The 26,452-nt window shown below is 63.2% G+C and carries 19 protein-coding genes; 9 read left to right on the forward strand and 10 right to left on the reverse strand.

The window, feature by feature from the left end:
* Positions 1–237 precede the first annotated feature (237 nt).
* From purN to OO730_RS07425, 3 genes are all read right to left on the reverse strand, one after another.
* Entirely contained in the window at positions 238–942 is a 705-nt protein-coding gene (purN, locus tag OO730_RS07415; protein WP_264983947.1) for a phosphoribosylglycinamide formyltransferase, read from the reverse strand.
* 130 nt (positions 943–1,072) lie between these two features.
* Entirely contained in the window at positions 1,073–2,581 is a 1,509-nt protein-coding gene (cobA, locus tag OO730_RS07420) for a uroporphyrinogen-III C-methyltransferase (RefSeq protein WP_264983948.1), read from the reverse strand.
* 292 nt (positions 2,582–2,873) lie between these two features.
* Entirely contained in the window at positions 2,874–5,540 is a 2,667-nt protein-coding gene (locus tag OO730_RS07425) for a valine--tRNA ligase (protein ID WP_264983949.1), read from the reverse strand.
* Between the two features lie 131 nt (positions 5,541–5,671).
* Here OO730_RS07425 and OO730_RS07430 point away from each other — a divergent pair, with 131 nt between their 5' ends.
* Together OO730_RS07430 and OO730_RS07435 are read left to right on the forward strand one after the other, a co-directional pair.
* Positions 5,672–6,934 carry a BPL-N domain-containing protein gene (locus tag OO730_RS07430; protein ID WP_264983950.1) on the forward strand — a complete coding sequence of 421 codons (1,263 nt, stop codon included), beginning with the start codon at positions 5,672–5,674 and terminating at the stop codon, positions 6,932–6,934.
* 132 nt (positions 6,935–7,066) lie between these two features.
* Positions 7,067–8,968 carry a DUF342 domain-containing protein gene (locus tag OO730_RS07435; protein WP_264983951.1) on the forward strand — a complete coding sequence of 634 codons (1,902 nt, stop codon included), beginning with the start codon at positions 7,067–7,069 and terminating at the stop codon, positions 8,966–8,968.
* Between the two features lie 376 nt (positions 8,969–9,344).
* On the opposite strand, the gene truA is transcribed toward OO730_RS07435, so the two are convergent.
* Both truA and OO730_RS07445 read right to left on the reverse strand, forming a co-directional pair.
* Positions 9,345–10,085 carry a tRNA pseudouridine(38-40) synthase TruA gene (truA, locus tag OO730_RS07440; RefSeq protein ID WP_264983952.1) on the reverse strand — a complete coding sequence of 247 codons (741 nt, stop codon included), beginning with the start codon at positions 10,083–10,085 and terminating at the stop codon, positions 9,345–9,347.
* Between the two features lie 46 nt (positions 10,086–10,131).
* Positions 10,132–11,547 carry a sensor histidine kinase gene (locus tag OO730_RS07445; protein ID WP_264983953.1) on the reverse strand — a complete coding sequence of 472 codons (1,416 nt, stop codon included), beginning with the start codon at positions 11,545–11,547 and terminating at the stop codon, positions 10,132–10,134.
* Positions 11,548–12,232: 685 nt separating this feature from the next.
* On the opposite strand from OO730_RS07445, the gene panB reads away from it, so the two are divergent.
* From panB to OO730_RS07480, 7 genes are all read left to right on the forward strand, one after another.
* Positions 12,233–13,117: a 3-methyl-2-oxobutanoate hydroxymethyltransferase gene (gene panB / locus OO730_RS07450; protein ID WP_264983954.1), complete on the forward strand. Its 885-nt coding sequence runs from the start codon at positions 12,233–12,235 to the stop codon at positions 13,115–13,117.
* The gene (locus OO730_RS07455; protein ID WP_264983955.1) at positions 13,118–14,095 is read left to right on the forward strand and encodes a hypothetical protein; all 978 of its coding nucleotides are present in this window, start codon (positions 13,118–13,120) and stop codon (positions 14,093–14,095) included.
* A gap of 804 nt (positions 14,096–14,899) precedes the next feature.
* Positions 14,900–16,087 carry a DNA polymerase IV gene (locus OO730_RS07460; RefSeq protein WP_264983956.1) on the forward strand — a complete coding sequence of 396 codons (1,188 nt, stop codon included), beginning with the start codon at positions 14,900–14,902 and terminating at the stop codon, positions 16,085–16,087.
* Between the two features lie 121 nt (positions 16,088–16,208).
* Positions 16,209–17,528, forward strand: coding sequence for a hypothetical protein (locus OO730_RS07465; RefSeq protein WP_264983957.1), 1,320 nt, complete (start codon positions 16,209–16,211; stop codon positions 17,526–17,528).
* Between the two features lie 88 nt (positions 17,529–17,616).
* Positions 17,617–17,790 (forward strand): hypothetical protein, encoded by a 174-nt coding sequence (locus OO730_RS07470; protein WP_264983958.1) that lies wholly within the window; start codon positions 17,617–17,619, stop codon positions 17,788–17,790.
* Positions 17,791–17,832: 42 nt separating this feature from the next.
* On the forward strand, positions 17,833–18,273 hold the full coding sequence (gene fliJ, locus OO730_RS07475) for a flagellar export protein FliJ (protein WP_264983959.1): 441 nt from the start codon (positions 17,833–17,835) through the stop codon (positions 18,271–18,273).
* A 31-nt stretch (positions 18,274–18,304) separates the two neighbouring features.
* Entirely contained in the window at positions 18,305–18,904 is a 600-nt protein-coding gene (locus tag OO730_RS07480; protein ID WP_264983960.1) for a MotE family protein, read from the forward strand.
* Positions 18,905–18,961: 57 nt separating this feature from the next.
* On the opposite strand, the gene OO730_RS07485 is transcribed toward OO730_RS07480, so the two are convergent.
* From OO730_RS07485 to OO730_RS07505, 5 genes are all read right to left on the reverse strand, one after another.
* A complete protein-coding gene (locus OO730_RS07485; protein ID WP_264983961.1) occupies positions 18,962–20,371 on the reverse strand; it encodes a cobyrinate a,c-diamide synthase in 1,410 nt (469 codons plus the stop codon).
* Between the two features lie 21 nt (positions 20,372–20,392).
* Positions 20,393–21,130 (reverse strand): tetratricopeptide repeat protein, encoded by a 738-nt coding sequence (locus OO730_RS07490; protein WP_264983962.1) that lies wholly within the window; start codon positions 21,128–21,130, stop codon positions 20,393–20,395.
* 70 nt (positions 21,131–21,200) lie between these two features.
* Complete coding sequence (gene nhaA / locus OO730_RS07495; protein WP_264983963.1) at positions 21,201–22,553, reverse strand: Na+/H+ antiporter NhaA; 1,353 nt, start codon at positions 22,551–22,553, stop codon at positions 21,201–21,203.
* 31 nt (positions 22,554–22,584) lie between these two features.
* Complete coding sequence (locus OO730_RS07500) at positions 22,585–25,167, reverse strand: EAL domain-containing protein (protein WP_264983964.1); 2,583 nt, start codon at positions 25,165–25,167, stop codon at positions 22,585–22,587.
* On the reverse strand, positions 25,164–26,408 hold the full coding sequence (locus OO730_RS07505) for an ABC transporter substrate-binding protein (protein WP_264983965.1): 1,245 nt from the start codon (positions 26,406–26,408) through the stop codon (positions 25,164–25,166). The genes OO730_RS07500 and OO730_RS07505 overlap by 4 nt, the downstream gene beginning before the upstream one ends.
* Positions 26,409–26,452 lie beyond the last annotated feature (44 nt).

Below are 26,452 nucleotides of genomic sequence, written 5' to 3' on the forward strand. Positions count from 1 at the left end.
CGAATGCCGGGAGTTGTGGCGTGGGCACTGTCCCGAAGGGTTCGCCTCGGGCAACTTGTTTGCGCGCCGAAGCTGCCAGGGGCGAACACTTCGGGACATTCCATGACCTGCTCCCCCGCACCCGCGCACCCCTCGCAGCAAGGCGACCCAAAAAGCTTTGGAGGGTCCAGGGAACCTTTCTCGAAAGGTTCCCTGGTCGCGCCGAAGGCGACCCCCGGCAGGGCCGCCGGAGGCCCCCTAAAATCCTTCTTCCAGGGGCGGCCAGACCAGCGCCCTCGTCTCCTGCTCGACGTCTGCCAAAGGCTGCTCGGCCAGCCGCTTGCCAGCCGGTTTCAAGCGCACGAACCTGCCGTCCAGTTCCAGACGGTCCTCGGCCAGCCATTGCAGGGCCTGGGGAAAGACGCGGTGTTCGAGCTTGAGAATGCGCGGTCCCAGCTCATCGCCGGTTTCGCCCGCCAGGGCGGGTACGGCGGCCTGGATGATGATCGGGCCGTGGTCAGTCTTTTCATCCACGAAATGCACGGTGCAGCCGGAAATCTTCACGCCGTAGTCGGCGGCGTCGGGCTGGCCGTGCGCGCCGGGGAAGCTCGGCAGCAGGGCCGGATGGATGTTGATCACCCGGTTCTCGAAGGCGGACAGGAACACCGGGGTGATGATGCGCATGAACCCGGCCAGGACCACCGCGCCGGAGCTGTCCACGCCCGCGTCGTTGATGGCCTTGACCATGTCGGCGTCGAACGCCTCGCGGGTGGCGTAATCGGTGTGCAGCAGCACCTTGTGCGGGATATTGTGCTTTTTGGCCCGCTCCAGGCCGTAGGCGTCACCCTTGTTGGACACGACGAGCCGGATGTCCACGTCCAGGGCACCCTGTTCAACGCGGTCGATGATGGACTGGAGGTTGGACCCGCCCCCTGAAACGAGGACGGCTATGGGCAGCGGCATGGAAGCTCCTTGGTGAATAATCTCTTTTGGCCCGTTGTCCGAATGTGGCTCTTTTCCAGAGCTTAATCAAGGGGGCGGACAACGGAAAGGGCCTCAACCGAGTGGCTGAGGCCCTGTCGGATTCATCGGACTAACCCGCGTCCCTGACTAGTTCGGCCACCAGGCCGGGGATGGTGTATTCGTCGGGCTCGATGGCCGGGGTGAAGCCGAACCGTTTCACGGTCTCGGTGGTCACCGGGCCGATGGACGCGATCTTCACGTCCGGATATTTCCTGAACACATCGGGGTCCACCAGGTCGAAGAAATTCTCGACCGTGGATGAGGAGGTGAAGGTCACGTATTGGATGTCGCCGTTGTCAAGCGCGGCCACTATCTCGTCGCCGGTGGCCTGGACCAGCTTGGTCTCGTAGACCGGCAGGACCGTGACGTTGCAGCCCGCTTCCTTGAGCTCCCTGGGGAGCACCTCGCGGGCGACCTTGGCCCGGGGGATGAGCACGTCCGCGCCCTGGATGCCGCGCTCCAGCAGTCCCTTGACCACGTGCTCGGCCACGTACTTCTCGGGGACGAAGTCCGGCTCGATGCCGCGTTCGCGCAGGGCGTCCGCCGTTGCCGGGCCGATGGCCGCGATCTGCATGCCGCCGAAGATGCGCGAATCCAGACCGATCTCTTTTAACTGCTGCCAGAAGAACTTCACGCCGTTGACCGAGGTGAACACGGTCCACTGGTAGCGGGCGAGCTGGAGGATGGCGGTCTCCACGTCCACGTAGTCGCTCAACGGCTCGACCCTGATGGTCGGAAACTCGTGAACGCACGCGCCGTGGCCGCGCAGGATGTCGACCAGCCCGGACGCCTGTTCGCGGGCGCGGGTCACGACCACGCCCTGGCCGAGCATGGGCTTCTTCTCGAACCAGCCGAGCTTGTCGTGCAGACCGCACACGCCGCCCACGATGATGATGGACGGGGCCTTCCAGTCCCGCGCCCTGGCCTCCTCGGCCACGTTTTCGAGCGTGGACACAAAGGACGTCTGGTTGCACCGGGTGCCCCAGCGCACCAGGGCCACCGGGGTGTCGGGAGCGCGGCCGTTGTCCATGAGATTTTTGGCGATCATGGGCAGGTTGCCCACGCCCATGTAGAAGACCAGGGTGGAGTTGGACCGGCCGTACACGGACCAGTTGTTGCCCGACTCTTCCTTGGTCGGGTCCTCGTGGCCGGTGATGAAGCAGACGCTGGTGGTGTGGTCGCGGTGGGTGACCGGGATGCCCGCGTAGGCCGGAGCGGCCACGCCCGCGGTGATGCCGGGCACCACCTCGAAATCGATGCCCGCTTCCACAAGCTCCTCGCCCTCTTCCCCGCCGCGCCCGAAAACGTACGGGTCGCCGCCCTTGAGACGGCAGACGATCTTGCCGGACCGGGACTTCTCCACGATCAGGTCGTTGATCTTGTCCTGGGGCAGGGTATGGTCGCCGCCCTTTTTGCCCACATACAAAATCTCGCACTCCGGCTTGCACCACTTCAGGAAGTCGGCGTTGGCCAGATAGTCGTAGATCATGATGTCGCAGGTCTCGATGATCTCCTTGGCGCGCAGGGTGAGCATGCCCGGATCGCCGGGACCGGCTCCGACGAGGAATACGTTTGCCATATCAGTTTGCCTCCGGCGGCCGGGGGAAGGGGAGAGAGAAACCCTTTGAAAAGGGTTGTCCCTCTCCCCTTCCCCCGGACCCCCATCCCCTCTTCCTTCCCAAACTTTTTGTCGCCGCTTCGCGGTGTTCGGGGTGAGTGGGGAGTCTGGGTTGTTATCGCTAGGGCGACGAGTCCGCCGCCATCTCAATCCAGCTTGGCCTTCCATCCTTTCAGGCGGCGCGCCAAAAAGTTCTGGAAGGGGGTCCGGGGGAAACCTCTTTCAAGAGGTTTCCCCCGGATTGCTTGTCAATCTATCCCATGACCGACTCAAGGCGGGCCTTGAGTTGGGTGAGTTTTGTCTTCTCTTCTTCCATCTCGGCGAGCTTCTTCTTTTCGCCTTCCACCACGGCCTCGGGGGCGTTGTTCACGAAGCCGGGGTTCTTGAGCTTGCCGGAAACGCCCTTCATGGTCTTTTCGAGCTTGGCCAGGTTCTTGTCCAGCCGGGCCAGTTCGGACTCGAAGTCCACCACGCCGGTAAGGGGCACGGACAGCTCGTTGCCCTGGACCACGGCTGCGCCGGACGCCTTGGGCGCGGTCACGTCGGGGCCGATGGTGATATTCTCGATGCGGGCCAGGGACTTGATGAGGTCCATGTTGGCTTCGAGCACGGCCTTGTCTTCGTCCGAGACCGTCTTGATGAGCAGGTCGAGCTTCTTGGCCGGTTCGATGAGCAGTTCGGTGCGGATGTTCCGGGTGCCGGAGACCACGCCCATGAACAGCTCCATGTCCCTGACCGCCTTGTCGTTCAGGCAGGCCGGGCGCAGGGCCGGGAATTCCAGGGTGGCGATGTCCTCGCTTCGGTCGTCCCCGGCGGGCCTCGGCAGCACGTTCCAGATTTCCTGGGTGATGAACGGGGTCACCGGGTGGAGCAGGACCATGGTCTCGGACAGGACCGTCCAGAGCACGGCCTGGGTACGCGCCTTGGCCTCCTCGTCCTCGCCGTACAGGGCGGGCTTGACCATCTCCAGATACCAGTCGCAGAATTCAGACCAGATGAACTTGTAGAGCGTCTGGGCGATCTCGTTGAACCGGTATTCCTCGGTGGCCTGGGCAATGGACGCCTTGACCTCTTCCAGACGGTGCAGAATCCATTGATCGGCCAGACCGGCGGCCTGGGTGAAGTCCACCGCCGGAATCTCGTCCGGCAGATTCATCATGGCGAACCGGGTGGCGTTCCAGATTTTGTTCATGAAATGCTTGTAGCCCTCGATGCGCTGCTCCGAGAGCTTGATGTCCCGGCCCATGGCCGCGAAGCTGGTCAGGGTGAAACGCAGGGCGTCGGCCCCGTACTTCTTGATCATGTCCAGGGGGTCGATGACGTTGCCCGTGGACTTACTCATCTTCTTGCCCTTCTCGTCGCGGACCAGGGCGTGGATGTAGACGTGGTTGAACGGCACCTGCGCCTTGAACTGGAGGCCCATCATCATCATGCGGGCCACCCAGAAGAACAGGATGTCGAAACCGGTCACCAGGCAGGAGGTCGGGTAGTACTTGGCCAGCTCCCTGGTGTCGTCGGGCCAGCCCAGGGTCGAGAACGGCCACAGCGCGGACGAGAACCAGGTGTCAAGGACGTCTTCGTCGCGCTCAATTTTGGCGGAGCCGCACTTGGTGCACTCGGTGGGATCGTCCATGGCCACGATCAGCTCGCCGCACTCCTCGCAGGTCCAGGCCGGGATGCGGTGGCCCCACCATATCTGGCGGGAGATGCACCAGTCGCGGATTTCGTCCAGCCACTGGTAGTACGTCTTGGTCCAGTGCTCGGGGAAAATCTGGGTGTCTGCGGGAACGGCGGCGCGCGCCTTCTCGGCCAGGGGCTTCATGGACACGAACCACTGGGTGGACACGTGCGGCTCGATCACGGACTTGCACCGGTAGCAGACGCCAACCTTGTGGTCGTGGTCCTCGATGGACACCAACTGGCCGAGTTCGTCCAGCTCCTCCAAAATAACTTTGCGGGCCTCTTCGGTGGTCATGCCCCGGTACTTCTCGGGCGCGTTCTCGTTGAGGATGCCGTCCTCGTCCAGCACGGACAGGACCTCGAGGCCGTGCTTGCGGCCCAGCTCCCAGTCGTTCATGTCGTGGGCGGGCGTGACCTTGAGGCAGCCGGTGCCGAACTCGATGTCCACGTAGGTGTCGCCGATGATGGGCAGCTCGCGGCCCACGATGGGCAGGATGGCGGTCTTGCCGATCAGATGATTGAACCGGTCGTCTTCGGGGTTCACGGCAATGGCCGTGTCGCCGAGCATGGTCTCCGGGCGGGTGGTGGCCACGGTCAGGTCGCCGGAGCCGTCGGCCAGCTTGTACTTGATGTGGTGGAGCTTGCCCGGCTTGGGCTCGTGCTCGACCTCGTCGTCGGCCAGGGCGGTGTGGCAGCGGTTGCACCAGTTGATGATGTAGTCGCCCTTGTAGATCAGCCCCTGCTCGAAGAGCTCGACAAAGACCTTGCGCACGGCCTTGGCCCGCTGGTCGTCAAAGGTGAAGCACTCGCGGGTCCAGTCCACGGATGCGCCCATGCGCCGGATCTGGCTCAGGATGTGGTCGCCCTTCTCCTGCTTCCACTCCCAGACGCGCTCGATGAACTTCTCGCGGCCCAGGTCGTGACGGGTGAGGCCCTCTTCCTTGAGCTGACGCTCGACCACGTTCTGGGTGGCGATGCCCGCGTGGTCGGTGCCCGGCACCCACAGGACGTTCTTGCCCTGCTGGCGGTTGAAGCGGCAGAGGATGTCCTGGAGCGTCAGGTTCAGGGCGTGGCCCATGTGCAGGACGCCGGTGACGTTGGGCGGCGGGATGACGATGGAGTAGGACTCGCCCGGGCCGTCGGGATCAGGGCTGAAGGTCTTGCTGTCTTCCCAGTGATTTTCCCATTTTTCTTCGACATCCCAGGGCTCATACGCCTTGGCCAGTTCCTTTCGAGCCATTGAAGTTCCTTCCTTTATGACGACAAAATGCCGGCCGAATCGGCCGACGGTCTGAAATTTCGTATGGTTACGCTTGCGCTCATATGCGCCCCTTTGGTAGCGTCGGGCTACCCTTGTCGAGAGAGCCGCATATGTCAAGCATACATATATATTGGGACGAGTCGCATTTCTGGGGACTTCTGGTCACCCGGGCGCTCTCCGCGTGGGGTATCCCCCACCGGTTGGTGCGAGGGTCAGAAATAGCCGATGGCGCGCTCTCTGGCAAGCCCGGCCCCGGCGCGGACGGGGCCCCGAAACTGCTCATCGTGCCCGGCGGGCGGGCCAAGGGCAAGGCGGACAGGCTGGGCGTCAGGGGCATGGACGCGGTCTGCGAGTTCGTCAGCAAAGGCGGCACCTACCTCGGCTTCTGCGGCGGCACCGGGCTGGCCCTGTCCGGACCCTACGGCCTGGGGCTCTCCCCCTGGACCCGCCAGGGATACAAGAACCGCCTCCACCATTTTCTCTCCGGCCACGTCGAGGCCAGCCTGGACACGGCCAACCCGCTGGTCCCGGACTCCATGGACACGGCCCTGCTCCCGGTCTGGTGGCCGGGACGGTTCGCGCCCGTGGACGACGACGTCACGGTGCTGGCCCGATACGGCAAGCCCGGCCCGGACTTCTGGGTGGCGGACCTCGAACTGGCCACCCTGCCCGAAGGGACCATGACCGACTGGGAGAACCTGTACGGCATCCACCTGCGCCCGGACTTCATGCAGGGGCTGCCCTGCCTGACCGCGAACGACTTCGGCGCGGGCCGCGTCATCCTGAGCTACGCCCACCTGGAAACGCCCGCGTCCCTGCAGGCCAACGACTGGCTCAGGCACATCCTCGGCCAGGTGTTGGGCGAGGCCATGCCCGCCGCCCCGCTCCCGGCCTGGGACGTGTCTGCCCGGCCCGTGGTCTGGGAGGACGAAGCGCTCCTCGCCGCCAGGGCGGCCATGGAGGAGATCATCCGCACCGGCACCCACCACTTCCTCCTGTTCTGGCGCAACCCGTGGCTGCTGGGCTGGCGGCGCGGCATCCCCGGCGCGGGCATCAACTCCCTGTACTCGCTCATCTGCGAATCCCTGGCAGAAAAACCGAACAACGAAGCCCTGGCCTTCTGGAGGGAGAACAGGGACCGGTTCCGGGTGCTCATGGGGCTGCTGAAGGGCGGGCTGACCGGCTACCTGCTGGCCGAACGGCTGTCCATGACCGTGTTCCACTCCGACTCCGCCGCCGTGTCCAAGGAAGGCCTCAATGAACAAAGGAGGGCGCTGTTCGGCAAGCCGCCCGAACCCGGCGGCATCCACGCCGACCTGGTCTCCCTGCTCGAGGAACTCTACTGGCGGCTGTCCCTGAACAAACAACCATAACCATTCTCAACCACTTCGTTTTTTTACCAGAATTGCCTAGCATGCTCGACCTGTGATAGGATCGGCTGCGGCCACCCCGTGTCCTCCTGCTTGCAGGTAACCCATACGGCCTGCCCGGCCCGGAGTGTTTCGATGGCGGACGAAAAACCACTCAAGGAAAACCCTGACGCACAATTTCGGTTTGCCATGTCCGACGACGGCATGAAACTCGGCGTCAACCGGTACTTCCCTGCCACCGGCGGCCGAAAGCCTTCGGTGGACCTCATCCGCGAACAGGTCGCCGAGGCCGGGGTCCGCCTGCCCGTGGACGAGGACGCCGCCCGGCGGGTGGTGGAGGCCATCCACGACGGACGGCCCTTCACCGGCATCGCGCTGGTACGCGGCATCCCGCCGGGAGAGCCGCAGCACGGTGCGCTCATCGCCCTGGGCGACCTGGACTACCCCGTCTTCCCCCAGGACCGGTTCGCCCGCTACCGGGAGCCACGCTCCGCCCGGCCCGGCGAGACCATCGACGGCACGCCCATCCCCACCAAGCACGACTTCAAACCCGAAGACATCCAGGTGACCGTCGGGGACAACGTGGACTGGGACCCGACCACGGAATCCTACGTGTCCCGGGTCTGGGGCATGGCCCGCCTCAAGGGCGGCGTGATCACCGTGGACCCCATCCCGCGCATCACCGAGGACGAAATAGCGGTCATGGGGACCGTCCACCACCGGGATTTCCAGGGCAACCCCGTGACGCCCTCCAAACTGGAAAAGGAAATACGGGACATGGGCGTGGTCATCGACATCGATCCGGACCGCCTTGAGGCCCGGATCGAGCAGGCGTCGAAAACGGGCGCGCCGCTTTTCGACCAGGTCATCGTCCAGGGAGTCCACCCTATCCCCGGCCGGGACGGCTGGCTCGAATATCTGGTCTCCACCCGGGAAGACGCCGGCACCGAAGACGAGAGCGGACGAATGGATTTCCGCAACCGGGGCGCCCACCCCATGGTCAGGCCGGGCCAGTCCATCGCCCGCTACCACCACCCCACCCCCGGCGAGGGCGGCATCGACATCTACGGCAAGACCATCCCGGCCCACGCAGGCAGAGAGCTGCACATCCACCTGGGCGAAAACGTGACCCTCCTCGACGACGGCGTGACCTACCAGTCCAAGGGGGAAGGCGTGGCCGTCATGGAGCGCAACCAGCTCTCGGTCACGTCCTGCCTGGAGATTCCCGGCAACGTGGATTTCAACTCGGGCAACGTCAGGCTGGAGTACGGCTCCGTCAAGATCAAGGGCTCCATCCAGGCGGGGTTCTCGGTGTCCGCGCCCCTGCACGTCATCGTGGAAGGATCCATCGAATCCTCGTCCGTGAGAGCGGGCGGCATGGTGTCGGTGTCCGGCGGCATCCTCATGCCCGAGGGCGGCAGCGTGATCGCCGGAAGCGAGGTCAGCGCCAACTACACCGTCAACGCCAACATCCAGGCGGGCGGCGACGTGACCATCGCCAACGAAATTTCCAACTCCATCATCCGCGCCAAGGGCAAACTCGTGGCGGTATCCGGCAAGGGCATCATCCACGGCGGCCACATCATCACGGGCAAAGGCGTGCTGGTCAACGAGATCGGGTCCGAGCTCGGCATCAAGACCGTTGTCCAGGTGGACATAGACCACCCCGAGGACGAGTCCCTGCGGGCACAGCGGGCCAAGATGACCCAGGCCATCCGCAAGATCGACGAGGCCCTGGGCACCGACCCGCCCGAGGTCATCCTCATGCGCACCCCCGAAGCCAAGCGCCGGGCCGTGGCCGAGGTGCTCACCCACAGACGGACGCTGGCCAGGCGGCGCAGGGCCATCACCGACCAGATCCACAAACTCATCGACGCCCGCCAGCGGAGACTCTCCGGCGTGTCCATCACGGCCAGGCGGGTCATCCACCCCGGCGTCATCGTCAAATTCGGGAAAATGGGCCGCCAGTTCGGCAAGCAGGCCGGGCCGTCCACCCTGTTCTGGGACACCCGCAACTGGAGCATCGGCATCAAATAGCCGGAGGGGAAGATGCCTCCGGCGGCCGGGGGAAGGGGAGGAAAAACCCTTTGAAAAGGGTTATTTCCTCCCCTTCCCCCGGACCCCCATCCCCTCCTTTTCCTAAACTTTTTGTAGGCGCATCCGCGCGGGTTGTGGCTGAGAATGAGTGCACCTCTTTTCGGCACATCGTTTCAAACGCCACCACCCGTATTCCCCGATGACGAATGACGGCACATGTGGCGTGGGCACTGCCCCCAAGCCACGACCCGCCTCTCCACTCCCGCACACCCCTCGCCGAAGGCGACACGGGATTCTTAAGGCCCTCGGCCTTGAGCGGGTGCAGGGCAGCGCCCTGCTTTCTCCAAAGAAGCCCGCCGGAGGCATCACAAAAAAACTACCTGTACACGACGCTGGTCAACGTCAGCCCCTGGGGCGGGGCCGTGGCCGGGGCCGTTGTCCGGTCGCCGGAGTCGAGAATGGCCCGCACGTCGTCCGGCGACAGCTTGCCGCGCCCGCAGGCCACGAGGCAGCCCATCAGGTTGCGGACCATCTGCTTGAGAAAGCCGTTTGCCGTGAACCGCCATACGGATTCATGGCCGGTGGGGCCCGGTCGGCGGGAGAGCTCGGTGATGGTGCGCACCGTGGAGTCGATGTCCGTGCCCACGTTCTGGAAGGCCGCGAAGTCATGCTCGCCCTTGAGGATTTCGGCGGCCGCTTCCATGCGGGAGAAGTTCACCGGCCCGCACGCCCAGACGAACCGCCTGCGCTGGGGCAGGCAGAACCCCCGCTCGTGCCACAAGGCATATTCGTAGGTCTTTTCCAGGGTCCCGTACCGGGCGTGAAAATCATCCGGGGCCTCGGCCGCGTCGAGGACGCGCACGTCCTCGGGCATGACCGCGTTCAGGCTGCGCTGCCATGGAAAGCCGGCCCGCTCGCCCGGACAGTCGAAATGGCAGACCTGGCACAGGGCGTGGACCCCGGCGTCGGTCCGGCCCGAACCGTGGACGCGGACGGGCGCACCCAGGATGCGCGACAGCGCCTTTTCCACCTCGCCCTGGACGGTCCGATCCTTCGGCTGCAGCTGCCAGCCGCAAAAATCCGTGCCCTCGTATGCCAGCGTCAGTCTGATTCGCATGGGGAGGGTATACGCCAAGCCGTACTGTTTTTAAAGGGAAAGGAGGCTACCGCTTCTCCTGCTCGAAGGGCAGGATCATGGAGAATTCGTTGCCCCGTGCGGTGTAGGCGTACCCGACCTGGCCGTCGTGGAGCTCGACCACCTGGCGCACGAAGTACAGGCCGCGGCCCGTGCCGGGCTGGCGGGCCACGTTGCCCGCGCGGAAGCCGGGCTTGAAGACCTCCATGGGATCGCCGAGTTCAAGGGGTTTTCCCGTGGACGCGACCCAGATGCGGATGCCGGGCAACCCCGGCGCGAAGTGATCCTTGAGGACTTCCCAACCATAGGCCACGAACTTGCCGGACCGGCCGTCGGGCAGGTCCGCATTCCCCGTGTACTTGAGCGCGTTGTTGAAAAGATTGTCCACGACCTGGAGGATCAGCCCCCTGTCGATGACCAGCCGGATCATCTGGTCCGGCGGGCCGCCCAGGCTGAGATCGAGCTTGATGCCGAGATCCTCGAACCGGAGGCGGAACCGCTCCACCACGGGCTCGATGACCGTCTTGCGCAGGTTCACCTCACGCTTGTCCAGCACGTAGCGCCCCTCCTCGAAATGGCGGCGACGGAGCAGGGTCTCCAAGAACATGGAGGTGGACTCATAGTGGCTGTATATCTCCTGGTACTGGGCCTCGATGCCCGCCGCGATGGAGGCCAGCCGGTTGCCCTCCCCGACGCAGTCCTGCCGACCGCAGTCGTTCATCATGTCGAGCACCTTGGCGGTGGTGAGATGCAGCTCCTCGATCTGTCGTTTCAGCTGGTTGAAATAGAGCTTGAAATACATGTTCGGGACAATGACGTTGTGGCCGATGTCCTGGACCATGGACTTGATGAAGGAGATGTGTTCCCGGTTGCGGGCCCGGATGATCCGGTGGTGGAGTTGGAACCCGATGCGGTTGACGTATTTCTCGAGAAAAAGCTGGGCGTGACCGGCCAGCTTGTCGCACGGGCTCATGACGAAACTGCCGATGATGTTGTGGGGCGGAGCAAAGGGGAGCATGTCGATATACTCCGGATTGGCGCAGATGGGGATGAACAGCCGCTGGCCGGAAAGCACGATGTGATCGGTCAATTCGTGGTCCCAGGTCCGGGTGGGCTCCATCTCGCACCGGCCAAGGGAGCACCCGGCCAGGGAAAACGTCTCCTCGTCCTCCAGGATATATATGGAGGATTCAAGCCTGAGCAGGATGCGGGGGATGACCATGCAGACGGTGTAGAACATCTCCCGTCCCCGCAGCTCCTGGGAGAGCTCGAAGAAGATGTTCAGGGCGCGGGACTGGCGCAGGGTGAAGTCGTACCCGTCGTAGTCGAGCAGCTTGGCCTCGATGCGGCTGGTCACGTAGTCCATCCGCTCCTCTTCGGTCAGCTCCTCGAAACACGGTTCTTCTCCGTCTTCGGCCATGTAACGCCTGCCATCGTCGATCATGTCAACACCGCCGCAGGGTTGGTTAAAGTATAGGCTATATATCCTGCCGGGGCTTTTATGACAAGGCGGACCGAATTGATTCTCCTTTACCATGCACGGAGCCACAACGAGAAAGGGCCGCTTTCGCGGCCCTTTCCGGGGTTGAGGTTCTGCTTTCGAGGAGGGTTCTGCTGTTCAAGGGAGGTATGGTCTATGCTGAAGGCCTCATCAGCGTGACCGGCGCGTCCTGGCGGGATGGGGGTTAATCGCCCGGACCTGTACCGGCACAAGGGCCTTGTCGCCGTAGGCTCCCCCTTCTTCCCGGACGCCGGGGGCGGCGTCCGGGTCGGTGAGGAGGGACCGCCGCAACAGAGCGACGGTCAGGATGATAAGAGTGACAGTGACTGCATCAATCATGGCTGGGTTAAAGCACAGGGCGTGCCAAAAAATAAACACTTGATTTACAACATGTTATGGACATCTGCCTTGCCGACGGCTTGTGCAATCTACCAACAATTGCACAAAACATGTGCACGGTTGCACATATACGCCCCGACCCGACCCTCAATACATTACACCCCGGTAGCCCCGCAGGGCCATGAAAGGGGACCCCGGACCTTGGACAAGCCGTCGTGCCGCGGAAACCGGGGCTATTTTCCCGCACAAGACCTTGACGCAGGCCATTTGCGGCCCTACTCTCCCGACCATGAGCACCAACAACAAATCCGCTTCGGCCAAGGCCAAGCCGATCACCGCGCCCGACATCCGGGCCATGAAGAACGGCGAGAAAATCTGCTGCATGACGGCCTTCGACTACCCCTCGGCCATGATCGGCGACCAGGCAGGCATGGACCTGCTCCTGGTGGGGGATTCACTGGCCATGACCGTGCTCGGCCATGAGGACACTCTGTCCGTGACCGTGGACGAGATGGTCCATCACACCCGCGCGGCCAGCCGGGGCGTGGAGCGGGCCCTGCTCGTGGCGGACATGCCCTTCATGTCCTTTGCCACCGTGGACAAGGCCCTGGAAAACGGCGGTCGCCTCATTTCGGAAGGCAGGGCCAAGGCGGTCAAGCTGGAGGGCGGCGTCCCGGTCGCGCCCCAGGTCAAGGCATTGACCCAGGCGGGCATCCCGGTCATGGCCCACGTGGGACTGACGCCGCAGCACATCGCCGAGTTCGGCGGGTTCAAGGCCCAGGGCAAGTCCGCCGACGCCGTCAAGACGCTCATCGAGGATGCACAGGCCGTGGAGGAGGCGGGTGCCTTCTGCGTGGTGCTCGAAGCCATCCCCGTGGAGGCCGCCGAGTTGATCACCGAATCCGTGACCATCCCGACCATCGGCATCGGCGCGGGCAACGTCACCGACGGGCAGATTCTGGTCTACAACGACGTTCTCGGCTTCTTCGACCGGTTCACGCCCAAGTTCGTGCGCCGCTACGCCGACCTGGGTGCTGCTGCCCGAGAGGCGCTTCAGATGTATTGCGCGGACGTGCGCCGGACCACCTTCCCGGGCGACAAGAACACCTTCTACATGCCCGACGACCAGCTCGCCCAGGTGCGCAAGATCAAGGTCAAGAGCAAGAAAAAGTAGATGGAATTCGATTTTTCCTGGCCCGTACTGTGGAACGGCCTCTTCTGGCCGCTCATCAGGCTGACCTTCTTCATCTCCGTGGCCCTGCTGGTGGGCATTGTCATCGAATCCCTGCACTGGACCCGGTTCGCCGCCAAGCTTGCCGAGCCCCTGGCCCGGCGCGCCCGGCTCAAGGACGTGTCGGCTGCCAGCTTCGCCATGGCCTTCTTCTCCGGGCTGACGGCCAACACCATGCTCTCGGGAGCTCATGAGCGGGGCGACATCTCGGACAGGGAACTGATCCTGTCCAACCTGTTCAACGCCCTGCCCACCTATTTCCTGCACCTGCCCACCATCCTGTTCATCGCGACTCCCTTTATCGGCGCAGCCGCGAGCATATACGTGGGCCTGACCGCCTTTGCCGCCGTGCTGCGCACCATGGCCATCGTCCTCGCGGGCAAGTTCCTGCTCCCGCCCCTCGAAGAGGGATGCATCCCCTGCCGCCTGGATGAGATGGAATCCATGCGCGACACCTCGTCGGCCCTGAAAAAGGCGTGGAAGCGGTTCCTGAAACGGCTGCCCAGGATTCTCTTCCTGACCTGCCCCATCTATGCCCTGTTCTTCTTCCTCAAGCAGGCCGGGCTGTTCGCCTGGCTGCAGGACGGGCTGGCCGGGACCGTGCCCCTGTTCACCTTCCTGCCGCCCGAGGCCCTGTCCATCGTCGCCTTCCACATGGTCGCCGAATTCCAGGCCGGCCTGGCCGCGGCCAGCGCGCTCATGACCGACACCGCCCTGACCCAGACCCAGGTGGTGCTGGCCCTGATGCTCGGCAACGTGCTGTCCTCGCCAATGCGCGCCTTCCGCCACCAGTTCCCCTATTACGCGGGCATCTTCCGCCCGCGCATGGCCTTCAAGCTCATCCTCTACAACCAGGTGAGCCGGGGTGTTTCCATCGCCCTCGTCGGCGTGGGGTATGCGGTTTTCTCCATGTACTTCTAGGCTCCACCCCGCCGACGGCGGGAGTGATCGCCTCCTTTGATTCGTGAGCGCATTCGCGTTCAACTTCTTTCGTCCTCCCTACTTTGTGTTCCGCTTTTACAGCGGCTGACTTTTTGATTCGGGCCGTCCATGGCCCTCGCCCCATCGGGGTCGCGCCTTGCCAGGCGCGCTCCAAATCCGCTGTCCTGCGGATTTGTGGCTGGCGCACCAAAAAGTAAGCAAAAAGTGCGCTTGCCGAGCTTGGCCGCCCCCAAGATCACGGCAAGAATCCGATCAACTCGGAGCGGCTCCCATCCGTGGGGATCGGTACGCGTTGAGTTTGCAGACGAGTGAAGGCCATGGCGAGGAGCACGTATTCTCTTATGGGAGCCGCCGCTCCTTGCTGTCGGCTTCTAAGCCACAATCAAGGGCGGGAGTAGCCCCCGACTTCTTGGGCAGGGTGTTTTCTTTAGGTGCGCCTAATGGAGATGGCAAAGTCATTCGACAATGACGGACAATCCGCTGTCAGACCCTAGAGCCTGTTCCGGGCGACTTGCGCAGCCCGTCGACCTTGCCGCAGGCAAGTTTGCAGACGGGCAGCAAAGTCGCCTACAGGCTCTTGGGCCTGACAGCGCGAGCTACCCCGAAAGCGCCCTTTTTCCCCTATTTTTGGGGCGCCAGCCAAAAATAGGGCCGCCGAGTGGCGGAACACTCAAAAGGAAGAACAAAAAAAGTAAAACGCGAATGCGCTAAGCACATTAATACAGCCCGGCGGCGCAGCCGCCATTGCACACCCCGCCTCCCGAGGGTACACTCCCCCCAATCATGAGAACCTGGATCCTCCATATCGACATGGACGCCTTCTTCGCCTCGGTGGAGCAGATGGACAACCCCGACCTGCAGGGCAAGCCCGTGGCCGTGGGCGGCACGTCCGACCGGAGCGTGGTCTCGGCGGCCAGCTACGAGGTGCGCAAGTACGGCGTGCGCTCGGCCATGTCCGTGGTCAAGGCGCGTCAGCTCTGCCCCGATATCATCATGATCCCCGGGCGCATGAAGCGGTACAAGGAAATATCCCGGATGGTCATGGGCGTCCTGGCCGAATTCTCGCCCACCGTTGAGCAGGCCAGCGTGGACGAGGCCTATCTCGACGGCACGGGGCTTGAACGGCTGTTCGGCCCCATCGACGAGGTGGCGCGACGGATCAAGGCGCGCATGAAGGAGGTCACGGGGCTGACCTGCTCGGTGGGCGCGGCCCCTGTCCGCTTCCTGGCCAAGATTGCCTCGGACATGAACAAGCCCGACGGCATGTTCATCATCCGGCACGAGGAGATGCACGACTTCCTGCGGACGCTCAAGGTGGGCAAGATCCCCGGCGTGGGCAAGAAGCTCGTTGAAATATTGACGCGCATGGGCGTGCGCACCTGCGGCGACGTGCTGCAGAAACCCCGCGAGCACTGGGAGGCGAGGCTGGGCAAATACGGCGGCGCGCTCTTTGACCGGGCATCGGGCATCGACCCCAACCGGGTGGTCCCGTCCGAGGCGGCCAAAAGCTGCAGCGCGGAGAACACCTTTCACGAGGACACCACGGACCGCGAAACGCTCCGCCAGTGGCTCCTGGCCCAGTCCGAGCGGGTGGGCGAAGACCTCCGCCGCCACGGCTACAAGGGCCGCACCGTGACGCTCAAGGTCAAGTTCTCGGACTTCAAGCAGATCACCCGATCCAAAAGCCTCGACTCGCGCACGGACAACACCGCCGTCATCTACGAGACCGCCTGCCTGCTGCTCAAACAGGTGAAACTGAAACGGGCCGTGCGCCTCATCGGCGTGGGCGTGTCCAATTTCTCGCCCAGGAACCGCCAGGTGACGCTGTTCGAGGAAGAACCCGCCAAGGTCGAGGCCACCAGCGAACTGGATCGGGCCGTGGATGCGGTGCGCAAGAAATTCGGCGGCAAGGCCGTGACCCGCATGGAGCTGCTCGCCTTCAAGAAAAAACCAACCAATTCAGCAGAATGATCCGGCGCAATTAGAATGTCCTATTCCGGCTTGCCAAACTTGCGGAAGATTACTAAATTGAAGTTGACGGAATGCAACCGGGCAACCCCCTGGGTAAAGAGAAATTCAACAAACAAATCATATGAATACCAATATAATATCGTTGCCGAGGCCCTTCCTGGTCCTGGTGGTCTCTTTATTTGTGCTGTGCAGCGGGCTGTGGACCCCGGCCATGGCCGAAGACGAGCCGACCGGACTCATGGGCGTCGAGCTGGACAAGAATCCTGACCCGCTGGACGCCAAGGTCGAGTCGAGCATCGATCATCTTTTCGAGGTGTTGCGCACGCCCGGCACACAGTTCGACCCGGCCAGGGTCCGGTCCATGCTCGACTTCGTCACCCTGACCACCGAGCCCAAGGACATCGCCCCGGCCCGCCGGTTCGACGGCCTGGGCGTCTGCCTGCGCAATGAAGTGAAAAGCGACCTCAGGCGCATCCTGCATTATTTCTACAACCCGGAAATCCCCAACTACCTGCTCTGCCCGGCGGTCCTGCGCATGTCCGGCTGGCACGAGGGAAGCGAGATATTGAATCTCGACAAGGGGCTGTGGGACCAGCTGGAAAACCTGTCCCAGCCCGTGGTCGTTCGCGGTCGGGAATTCGAGTCCACCACCCCGGACTCCTTTGCCGAGGCATACTACCTCTATGACCTGAACCGGCTGATCATCCTGCTCAACTACGCGGGCAAGAACGTGCTCCTGTCCGTCACCGAGCAGGAGGACAAGTCCGACGTGGGCCGCAAGGGCGCCATCCTCGACGACAAGCAGTGGGACTACTTCTACTCCGGTCTCGAAGGGCTGAACCGGGGCATGATCGGCTGGATGGACACCTTCACCTATGCCTCCGGCTCGGTGCAGGTCTACATTGAGGACATGGACCAGGCCACCACCACGGTCTTCCTGTTCAAGTGGCTCCGCGCCGGTTGGGCGGGCATGAACGTGGTCAAGCGCAGCCACATCTACGACGGCACCCTGCGCTACATGCGCAGCTTCGCCAAGGTGGTCGAATCCGACGTCCTGACACCGGAACAGGTGGTGGCGGGCATGAAGGACATCGACAGCCTCACCAAGCCGGAAATCGACAACTACATCAAGGAATACGCCGCCAATTTCGAGGCCCGGTTCAAGGACAACCCCAAGCTCGAGGACAGCGACTACGCCAAGATCATCGCCGACGGCGGCTACGTGAACGTCCTGGACGACAAGGCCCGCCTGTCCATCCTGTCCCTGGAAAAGCTCAAGGGACTGCTCGGCATGGACACCCTGATCAACCTGCCCGCGACGCAGATGGCCGAGATGCCCGCCGAGGCCGCACCGGACACGATGGAGCAGCCCGTCGGTTCCCCGGCCGAGACCCCGGAAACCACCGGCATGCTCAAGGTCCAGACCACGCCGGAAAGTTGACCTTTCAAGAACCGTCAATGCACGCTATGATGACGGCGCGTCGCGGACATGCGGCGCGCCGTTTCATTTTTCTGCCAAGGAGGCCTCCATGCTGGTTGCGGAAAGCGACGCAAAATTCATGTTCTGCCCGTTGCTCATGACCCACGACGACAAGATGAAGATGTGCCAGGTGACCCAGTGCATGATGTGGCGCTGGGCCGACGAGTCCAGGGAAAAGGGGTACTGCGGACTGGCCGGAGCCCCGGACAAGGCGGCCAAGTAACCCGGCTTGCCCCGGCAACCCGGTTCGTGGCACATTCCCGACATGGTCAAACCGTTCGCATTCAAGCTCGACAAGGTGCTCGACTACCGGGAGCAGCTGGAGGAGCAGGCCAAGGCGGCCCTGCTCAAGGCCAAGGCGGACCGGGACGCCCAGGCGGCCAGGATGGCCGAGATGGAAACGAGCCTGGTCGCCCACATGGCCAAGGAAAAGGACTCCCGCCGCACGTCCAACGACATGTGGCTCTGGCGGCAGTACAAGGAAGCCCTGGAGCAGGACATCTCCATAGCCCGGCTGGAACTGAACAGTTTGGAACTTAACTTGCAAAGATGTCGGGCACAGGCCGTGGAACGATCCAAGGACAAGAAACTCCTTGAGAAGCTGAAGTCAACGCAAGCCAAGAAGCACCATGAAGAAGAAAGCGCCCGCGAAGAGAAGGAAAACGACGAAATGGCAACGATTCGCTACGAATCTAAAGATTTCTAGAGTCCTTGCCAGCCTCGTTTTTCTGGCCCTGTTGAAGCTGATCGTGTTCGGCATGGTCAGCGTCGATTCACTGACGCTCAAGGTGGTCGACACGGTCCTGCCTGACGGAATCGCCTCCATTGCCGCAGCCGCGGAAGAGGAAACGCCCACCCCCATCGCCGACACGGCGGATTCCGAGGCCAACCGGGCCGCCCAGGCCGAGGCCGAAGCGGATCAGGCTGCCGAGGCACGCACCGAAGCGGACCTGCCCGAGGAGTGGAAGGCGCTCAAGCGCAAGGAAGAGGAGCTGGCCATCAAGGAGCGGACGCTCAAGGAGATGGAGGCGTCCATCAGGGCCGAAGCCGTACGCGTCGAGAAAATGCATGCCGAGATCAAGTCCATGCTGGACGACGCCAAGGAGATCAAGGACAAGCGCGTCAAGCAACTGGTGGACATGCTCTCCAACACCAAGGCCAAGAAGGCCGCCGAAATCCTGCAATCCATGGACGACGACCTGGCCGTCAAGGTTTTGTCCGGCATGCGCGGTCGCCAGGCCGGCGAGATCCTGTCCTTCGTGGACGCCAAAAAAGCCGCCAAGCTGTCCGAGGCGCTGACCAAGCTGCAGATTCCCTTCAACGAGAACGTGCAATAGCGTCGCGACATAAGAATTCGAATCACGAAAAGGCCGCCCTCAAGGGCGGCCTTTTTTTTATTTGATTTCAGGTCTGTTGCCCGAAGCCACGTCCAGGCAGGCCCGGACAAAGGCCTTGGGGATGGCCGGGTTGGAGGCGAAGTGGAGGTGGACGTAGGAGCCGAAGGTGTTGCCCTGCACAAATCCTTCCGGGGTCTCGATGACGCCCTTGCGACCGGACATGGCGTAGACCGGGGTCAATTCGGCAGCGCCCTCTTCCTCCTGGATGGCGGAGTAGTGGAACTCGTGGCCGCGCGCGGTCTGCCCGGCGCCGCCGAGTATGGTGTCGGCCTGCGTGACCACCTCCCGGTAGCCCAGGGCACGGAACCGTTCGCCCATCTCGGCCCGGACCGGGAACACCCCGGCCATGGCATACCTTCCCCGGCCGGTGATGATGTCGTTCATGAGGTACATGAACCCGCCGCACTCGGCATAGACCGGGCGTCCCGATTCGCAGAACTCCCGTATCTCCCGCCGCAGCTTGGTGTTCTGGCCCAGCTCGAAGGCGTACAGCTCAGGATAGCCGCCGCCGATGTAGAGGCCGTCCAGCTCGTCGGGCAGCCGGGTGTCGGCCAGGGGGGAAAATTCCACCAGCCGCGCCCCTGCCTCCCGCAGCAGGCGCAGGTTCTCCTCGTAGTAGAAACAGAACGCGTTGTCCCGGGCCAGGCCCAAGGTGACCTTGGGCAGCTGGGGCACCGGCTCGAAGGGCGGCACCACGTCGATGTCCGGCAGGGCGCCCAGCAGTTCATCCACGCTGACGCCGGTCTCCACCCAGTCGGCCAGCCGCTGGTACCGGGTCATGTCAGGCCCTTCCTGATCGGGCGTGACCAGCCCCAGATGGCGGGACGGCGTGCTGATGTCCTCATCCCGCTTGAGACAGCCGAGCACCGGGATGCCGGGCAGCTGGGACATGGCCTCCCTGAGCAGTTCGGCATGGGAGGGCCCGCCCACCCGGTTGAAGATGACGCCCACGATGTTCAGCCCCGCGTCGAAATGGGCGTAGCCGGACACCAGGGCAACGGCGGACCGGGCCATGGACCGGGCGTCCACCACAAGAATGACCGGCAGCCCCAGGGCCTTGGCCATCTGGGCGGTGGAGCCGTCCTCCCGGGTGCCGGAGATGCCGTCGAAAAGCCCCATGACGCCCTCGACCACGGCCACGTCGCAACCCGCGCCGTATCGATTGAAGATGTCCCTGTTGGTCGGCTCGTCGAGCATCCAGCCGTCGAGGTTGTGGCTGGGCACAGGCTCGCCGTCGCGGGCGCAGGCCAGCCCGTGGTGGCCGGGGTCGATGAAATCCGGGCCGCACTTGAAGGGCTGGACGCGCATGCCCCGGCGGGCCATGGCGGCCATCAGCCCGAGGGAGATGGACGTCTTGCCGCAGCCGCTGTGCGTGCCTGCGATGATGAAGGATTTGACGGTACCCATAGGGCATCCCGGCCGGAGGGCCTAGACCAGACCTTTCTTGGTCAGGTAGGCGAGCATCTTCTTGCCCTCGGGGTGATCTGGATTGAGGTCCAGGCAACGGGAAGCGGCCTCGGCGCACTCGGCCCATTTCTCCTGGTCGAAGAGGACGCGGCCCAGATTGTACCACAGGTTCTCGTCGTCGCTGGAAAGGTCCAGGGCGCGCCTGTAGTAGTCCACGGCCTGGTCGCCCAGCGACTTTTTCCGGAGCGCGATGCCGTACTCGTTGAAAAGGTGCTTATGCTCGTCCTCAAAGGCGGAATCGATCTTGAGGATGCGGTCAAAGACCTCCCTGGCCTTTTCCTTGTCGTCGCGTTCGAGCAGGCAGAGGCCGATGCCGAAGTTGGCGCGCACGTTCTCCTCGTCCAGATCGAGCGCATGGGCGTACTCGAATTCGGCGGTGAAGGTCTCGCCCCGCTTGCGGAACTTGTCGCCGCGGGCCAGGGCCTTCTGCACGGAACGCAGATTGCCCATGACCTCCTTGTACAGCTGGGGCATGGGGATGTATTCGGCGAGGAGGTCTTCCTTCGAGATTTGATCCACGGCCCCGAACGGCACCTTCTGGTCATTGAGAAGCTGTAGCTCGACCATGCCCCCATCCACCTCCTTGGCGTAATACAGGGCCGTCTGCTTGACCCTCCTGGCGGTGGTGCCGGTGCCTATCTTGCCGGTTTTCTCGATGGAAAAAACGCCCTCGATCAATTCTTGGTCGCTGGTCGTCATCGTTCTTTTCTCACAGGTTGGCGTTCTGATTCACCGGCACATTACACTGGTTTATGCCTGATGAGAAGTCCTACGATCCATCCGACACGACCGGGAGCGGCGTGCTCCTGAGCAGCAGGTACCCGCCGATGCCCGCCAGGACGGACGCCAGCAGGATGGCGGTCTTGGCCCCGGTGAGCAGCTCCGGCGAACCGCCGAAGGCCAGGGCCGCGATGAACAGGGACATGGTGAACCCGATGCCGCCCAGCATGCCCGCGCCAAGGAAATGGCGGAAGCTCATGCCCCTGGGATAGCCGCCCGATATCCTGGTGATGGCCACCACCGCCAGGGTGATGCCGAGGGGCTTGCCCAGGACCAGCCCCAGGAGCGTGCCCATGGTGACCTGGCTGGACAGCACCGCCCCCATGTCGCCTCCGAGCACCACTCCCGCATTGGCCAGGGCGAAGATGGGCATGATGGCATAGTCCACCACCGGGTGCAGCGCGTGCTCCAGGCGCTGGAGCGGGGTCTGGGCGCTTGTGGCCACGTGCTGCATGGCCAACAGGGCCGAATGCATGGCCGAGTTGGTCAGCACCGAGGCCCCGGGCCGGACCGACTTGCCGTAGTCGTCGAGAATGTTGGTGGCGTTGCGAAGAAAGGCCTTTGCGTCGCAGCGGGTCCTGGCCGGGATCATGAAGGCCATGGCCACGCCCGCCACCGTGGAGTGGACGCCGGACTTTAGCACGGTCAGCCAGACCAGGCAGCCGATGAGGGCATAGAAAAATGGATTGCGGACGCCCATGCGGTTTCCGGCGTAGGCGAGCAGCAGCAGGGCCATGGCCGCGCCCAGCATCAACATGGAAATGGACGAGGTATAGAACAGGGCGATGACCAGGATGCCGCCGATGTCGTCCACGATGGCCACGGCGGTCAGGAATATCTTGAGCTGGTAGGGAACCCGGTCGCCGAGCAGGCTGAGAATGCCCAGGGCGAAAGCGATGTCCGTGGCCATGGGAACGCCCCATCCGGCTATGGCCGGCGAGCCCGCCGTGACGAGCGCATAGAGGGCCGCGGGCACAACCATACCGCCGAGCGCCCCGGCAAAGGGCAGCACGGCCTGGCTGCGCGTGGACAGTTCGCCCACCATGAATTCCCGTTTTATTTCCAGGCCGACAACAAAGAAAAACACGGCCATGAGGCCATCGTTGATCCAGTGATGCAGGGACTTCGACAGCACTGCCGGACCGAAGCCCACGGAGCACTCCGTATGCCAGAGCGCGTCATAGTATGCGCCCCACGGGGAGTTTGCCCAGACCATGGCCGCCACGGCACACACGATGAGCAGGATGCCGCTGGTGGTCTTGGAACGGAAAAAGACCTGGAAGGGCATGAGCACCTGCTCGATGGGCTCCAACTCGCAGGTCATGTATTCCCTGATCGCCATAGGTTACCCCCTGTTGTTGGCCGGACGGACGTCAGGACGGTTGCTTGGTCCCCTCCAGGAGCTTGTCCACATCCTCGACGCTCATGGGTTTGAAAAAGAAATATCCCTGCACGAACCGGCACCCTTCCTCTTCCAGGAAGGCCAGCTGTTCAGCCGTTTCCACGCCCTCGGCAACGATCTTGAGCCCCATGGACTCGCCGAGGGAGAACACCGTGCGCACGATGGCCTGGCTGTCCGCGTTGACATCCACGGCGTCGATGAAGCTCCTGTCCACCTTGACCACGTCGATGGGGAACCGCTGCAGGTAGGACAGGGACGAATATCCGGTGCCGAAATCGTCGATGCAGATGCGCACGCCCACGTCCTTGAGTTGCTGCAGCATGTCCTCGGCCATGGACGGGTTGTCCATGAGCGCGGACTCCGTGATCTCCAGGAACAGGGACTCCGCACCCAGCCCGGAGGTCTCCATGGCCTTGGCCACCTGGCCGACCAGCATGGACTGGCCGAAATGCTTGCCGGAAATATTGATGTTGATGGTCAGCTCCTCGCCGGACTCGACCCCGAGCATGTCCTGCCACCGCTTGACCTGGGTGCAGGCCTCCTTGAGCACCATGTTGTCGATGGTGTAGATCAGGCCCGTGTCTTCGGCCAGGGAGATGAAATCCGTCGGTCCGATGATGCCGTGATCCGGATGCCGCCACCGGACCAGCGCCTCGAAGCCGCACACCTTGCGGCTCTCCAGGTTGACGATGGGCTGGTAGGCCACCTCGAACTCGTGCAGGTCCACGGCCCGGCGCAGGTCCGTTTCCAGGGCCATGAGCTCCAGGGCCTGGTCGTGCATCTTCTTGTTGAACACCTTGAACCGGGACTTGCCCAGCTCCTTGGCCCGGTACATGGCCGTGTCGGCGTCCCGGAGCAGGGCCTCGGGCCGGTCGTAGCCGTCGGTCTTGAGCACGATGCCCAGCGAGGCGGAGGTGAAGACCTCGTTGCCGCCGATGTTGAACGGCTGGCGCACGCCTTCCAGGATGCGTCGGGCGATGGTGATGGCGTCCTTGGGTGCGGAGATCTCTTCCTGGAGGATGGCGAACTCGTCGCCGCCGAACCGGGCGATGGTGTCCACGGACCGGCCGCACCCTTCCAGCACCCTGGCCACGCCCCGGAGAAGCTCGTCGCCCGCGTCGTGGCCGAGGGAATCGTTGACCACCTTGAACCGGTCCAGGTCCATGTACAGGACCGCGAACATGTGCTTGCGCCGCCGGGCGCGCTCCATGGCCATGCGCAGGTGGTCCAGGAACAGGGCCCGGTTGGGCAGCCCTGTCAACGGATCGTGGAAGGCCTGGCGCTTGAGCTGATCCTCGGCCTTCTTGCGCATGGTGATGTCCTCGATGGACCCCTCGAAGCAGACGATCTTGCCGGTGTCGTCCACGATCCGGCGCACGTTCTCGGAAATCCAGATGATGCGACCGTCGCGCTTGCGCACCTTGGACACGAAATTCTTGACCTGGTCCCGCTCTTCCAGGAGTTCGAGGAAATCCTTGCGCCGGTTGGGGTCCACGTACATCTGGGTGCCGATGTCGTAGATGGAACTCATCAGTTCCTCGGGCGATTTGTAGCCGAGGATGCGGGCCAGTGCCGGGTTGGTATCCTGGAAACGGCCGCTGGGCGACGACTGGTAGATGCCTTCCACCGCGTTCTCGAAGATGGTCCGGTACTTCTTCTCGGCCTTGCGCAGGGCGTCGCCGATGACCTTTCTCTCGGCGATCTCGATCTTGAGCTGGGTGTTGGTGCGCATCAACTCGGACGTCCGCTCCTCCACCTTCTGCTGGAGCTCGTCGCGCGCCTCCTTGAGTTCCCGGGTTTTTTTCAGGACCCTGTCCTCCAGGCTGGTCACCAGGTCGGATATCTGGCCGGTCATGGCACTCATGGCCTTGGCCAGCTGCCCCACCTCATCGTCGGAGGTGATCACCGGCACGTTGCTGAAGTCCTTGACCGCCACCCGGCCCGCGTATTCGGAAAGCTGCGTCAACGGCTTGGAAATATTCATGATGAACAAGAACACGAGCAGCACGCTGCCGCCGAAGAGAATCAGCATGATGATCTGCTGCTCCACCAGCGCCTCATGGATGTTGCGGGTGATCTCGGTCATGTCCATGCCTATGTGCACGTACCCGGCCAGCCCGCTCAGGATGGGGCTTGAGACGTGCAGGTACGTCCTGCCGCCCAGCGAGATCTCCCGCATCAGGTGCTCTTCGTTGACCACCCCGTCCCCGCTCGGCAGCGTGACCAGCAACTTGCCGATCTCGGGCGGCACGTCCGGGAGGAAGGTGTGGGACAGCGTTTCCCCGTTCTCGTCCACCACCAGCACGTATGAGACGGCAGCAATGCCGAGGTACTGGTCTATCCGCGCCTGGACCGATCCGGCATCCCGGCTGAGGATGGTGGCTATGTCGGATTCGGCGACGCTCCGGGCCAGGGCCAGGGCCTTGGATTCGTATTCCCTGGTCATTTCCCTGCGCAGACGGTTGCCGAAGGTCACCGAGGTGACCACGGCGATGACGCCGAAGATGACCGTCATGAAGAAAAGCGGCTTGAGAAGGAGCCTGGGAGCCTTCATTTACGCCACCTTTCCCAGTTGGTGAAGGTGTTGAAGATGCCGTCGGACACGGTGGTGAAGTACACGGCGGAAAGCCCCTGGCGGCGCTCGCCCCCGAAATCGACGTGGTGGCCTATGCCTAGGTCGAAGTTGCGCAGGGACTCCATGATCTCGGGTATGCGCTCCTTGGACGGATAGTCGGACATGCGCTTGACCATTTCGGCCAGCAGCACGCCGTTGAGAAAACCTTCGAAGCTGACATAGCTGAACCGGCGCGGCTTGCATCCCTCGGTCTGAGTCATGGGAACACCCTTGTAGTTGCCCATGATTTCCCGATACCGCCGGACTCCGGGATAATTGAGGTCCGAATAGCTCGGCACCACCTGCGTGTGGATCAGGTCCCCGGTATAATCGTATCCATCCCTTTTGCTCTGCTCGGTGAGCAGTTCGAGCATCTTGTCACTGTCGCAGAATGACAGTCCGGCGATGGGGCCCTTGAACCCGCTCCGTCGCGCATCGCGGACAAAGGCCCCCTGCGACGCATAGGTGCCGATGACGATGATGGCGTCCACATCCTTGATCGTGATGTGCTCCACCTCTTCGGTGAAGTCCTGATCAAAGGACGCGCCGCGCCTGTAGGCGGCCTCGCCCACGATCTCCAGCCCGTAGCGGTCGAGGGCGCGTTTTACCCCGTCCCACCCGGTCCTCCCGTAGGCGTCGCTCTGGTAGAAGACCCCGATCCGGCTCCTGCCGATGGAGAGCAGGTTGTCCACCAGACCGGACGTCTCGTCGAAATAGGAGGCGCGGAGATTGTAGACGTATTTGCCGAAAGGCTCGGACCTCAAAGGCTGTGCCCCGGTAAAGGGGAACAGCATGTATATGTGCCTGTCCTCGAATTTCTGGAGCAGGGGGAGGACGCGCGTGGTGGTCGGAGTGCCCACGTAGGAACACAGGGCAAAGACCTTGTCCTGCTCGATGAAGCGGATGGTATTCTGAAAACAGGGGACCGGATTGTAGCCGTCATTGGCCGGAAGGATGCGGATGGTCCAGCCGTCGGCACCGCCCGAACTGTTGAAATGATCGAGGTAGGCCATCATCCCCCGGTAGAACTCCATGCCGAGTTCCCCATTGGCTCCCGTGAATGCGGCGGACATGCCGAAAAGCAGCTCCTTGCTTTCCTGTGCCCTCGCCGGACGCCAGGAGAGAGCCAGGCACGCGACCAGGGTCACGGCCACTACGGCAAGCGCTGTTTTCCTTTTCATATCCACGGATACCTCATGCCATTGCAGGCATAAAAGTGCAACCT

This window comes from Pseudodesulfovibrio portus (assembly GCF_026000375.1).
In the GTDB taxonomy this organism is placed as follows: Bacteria; Desulfobacterota; Desulfovibrionia; order Desulfovibrionales; family Desulfovibrionaceae; genus Pseudodesulfovibrio; species Pseudodesulfovibrio portus.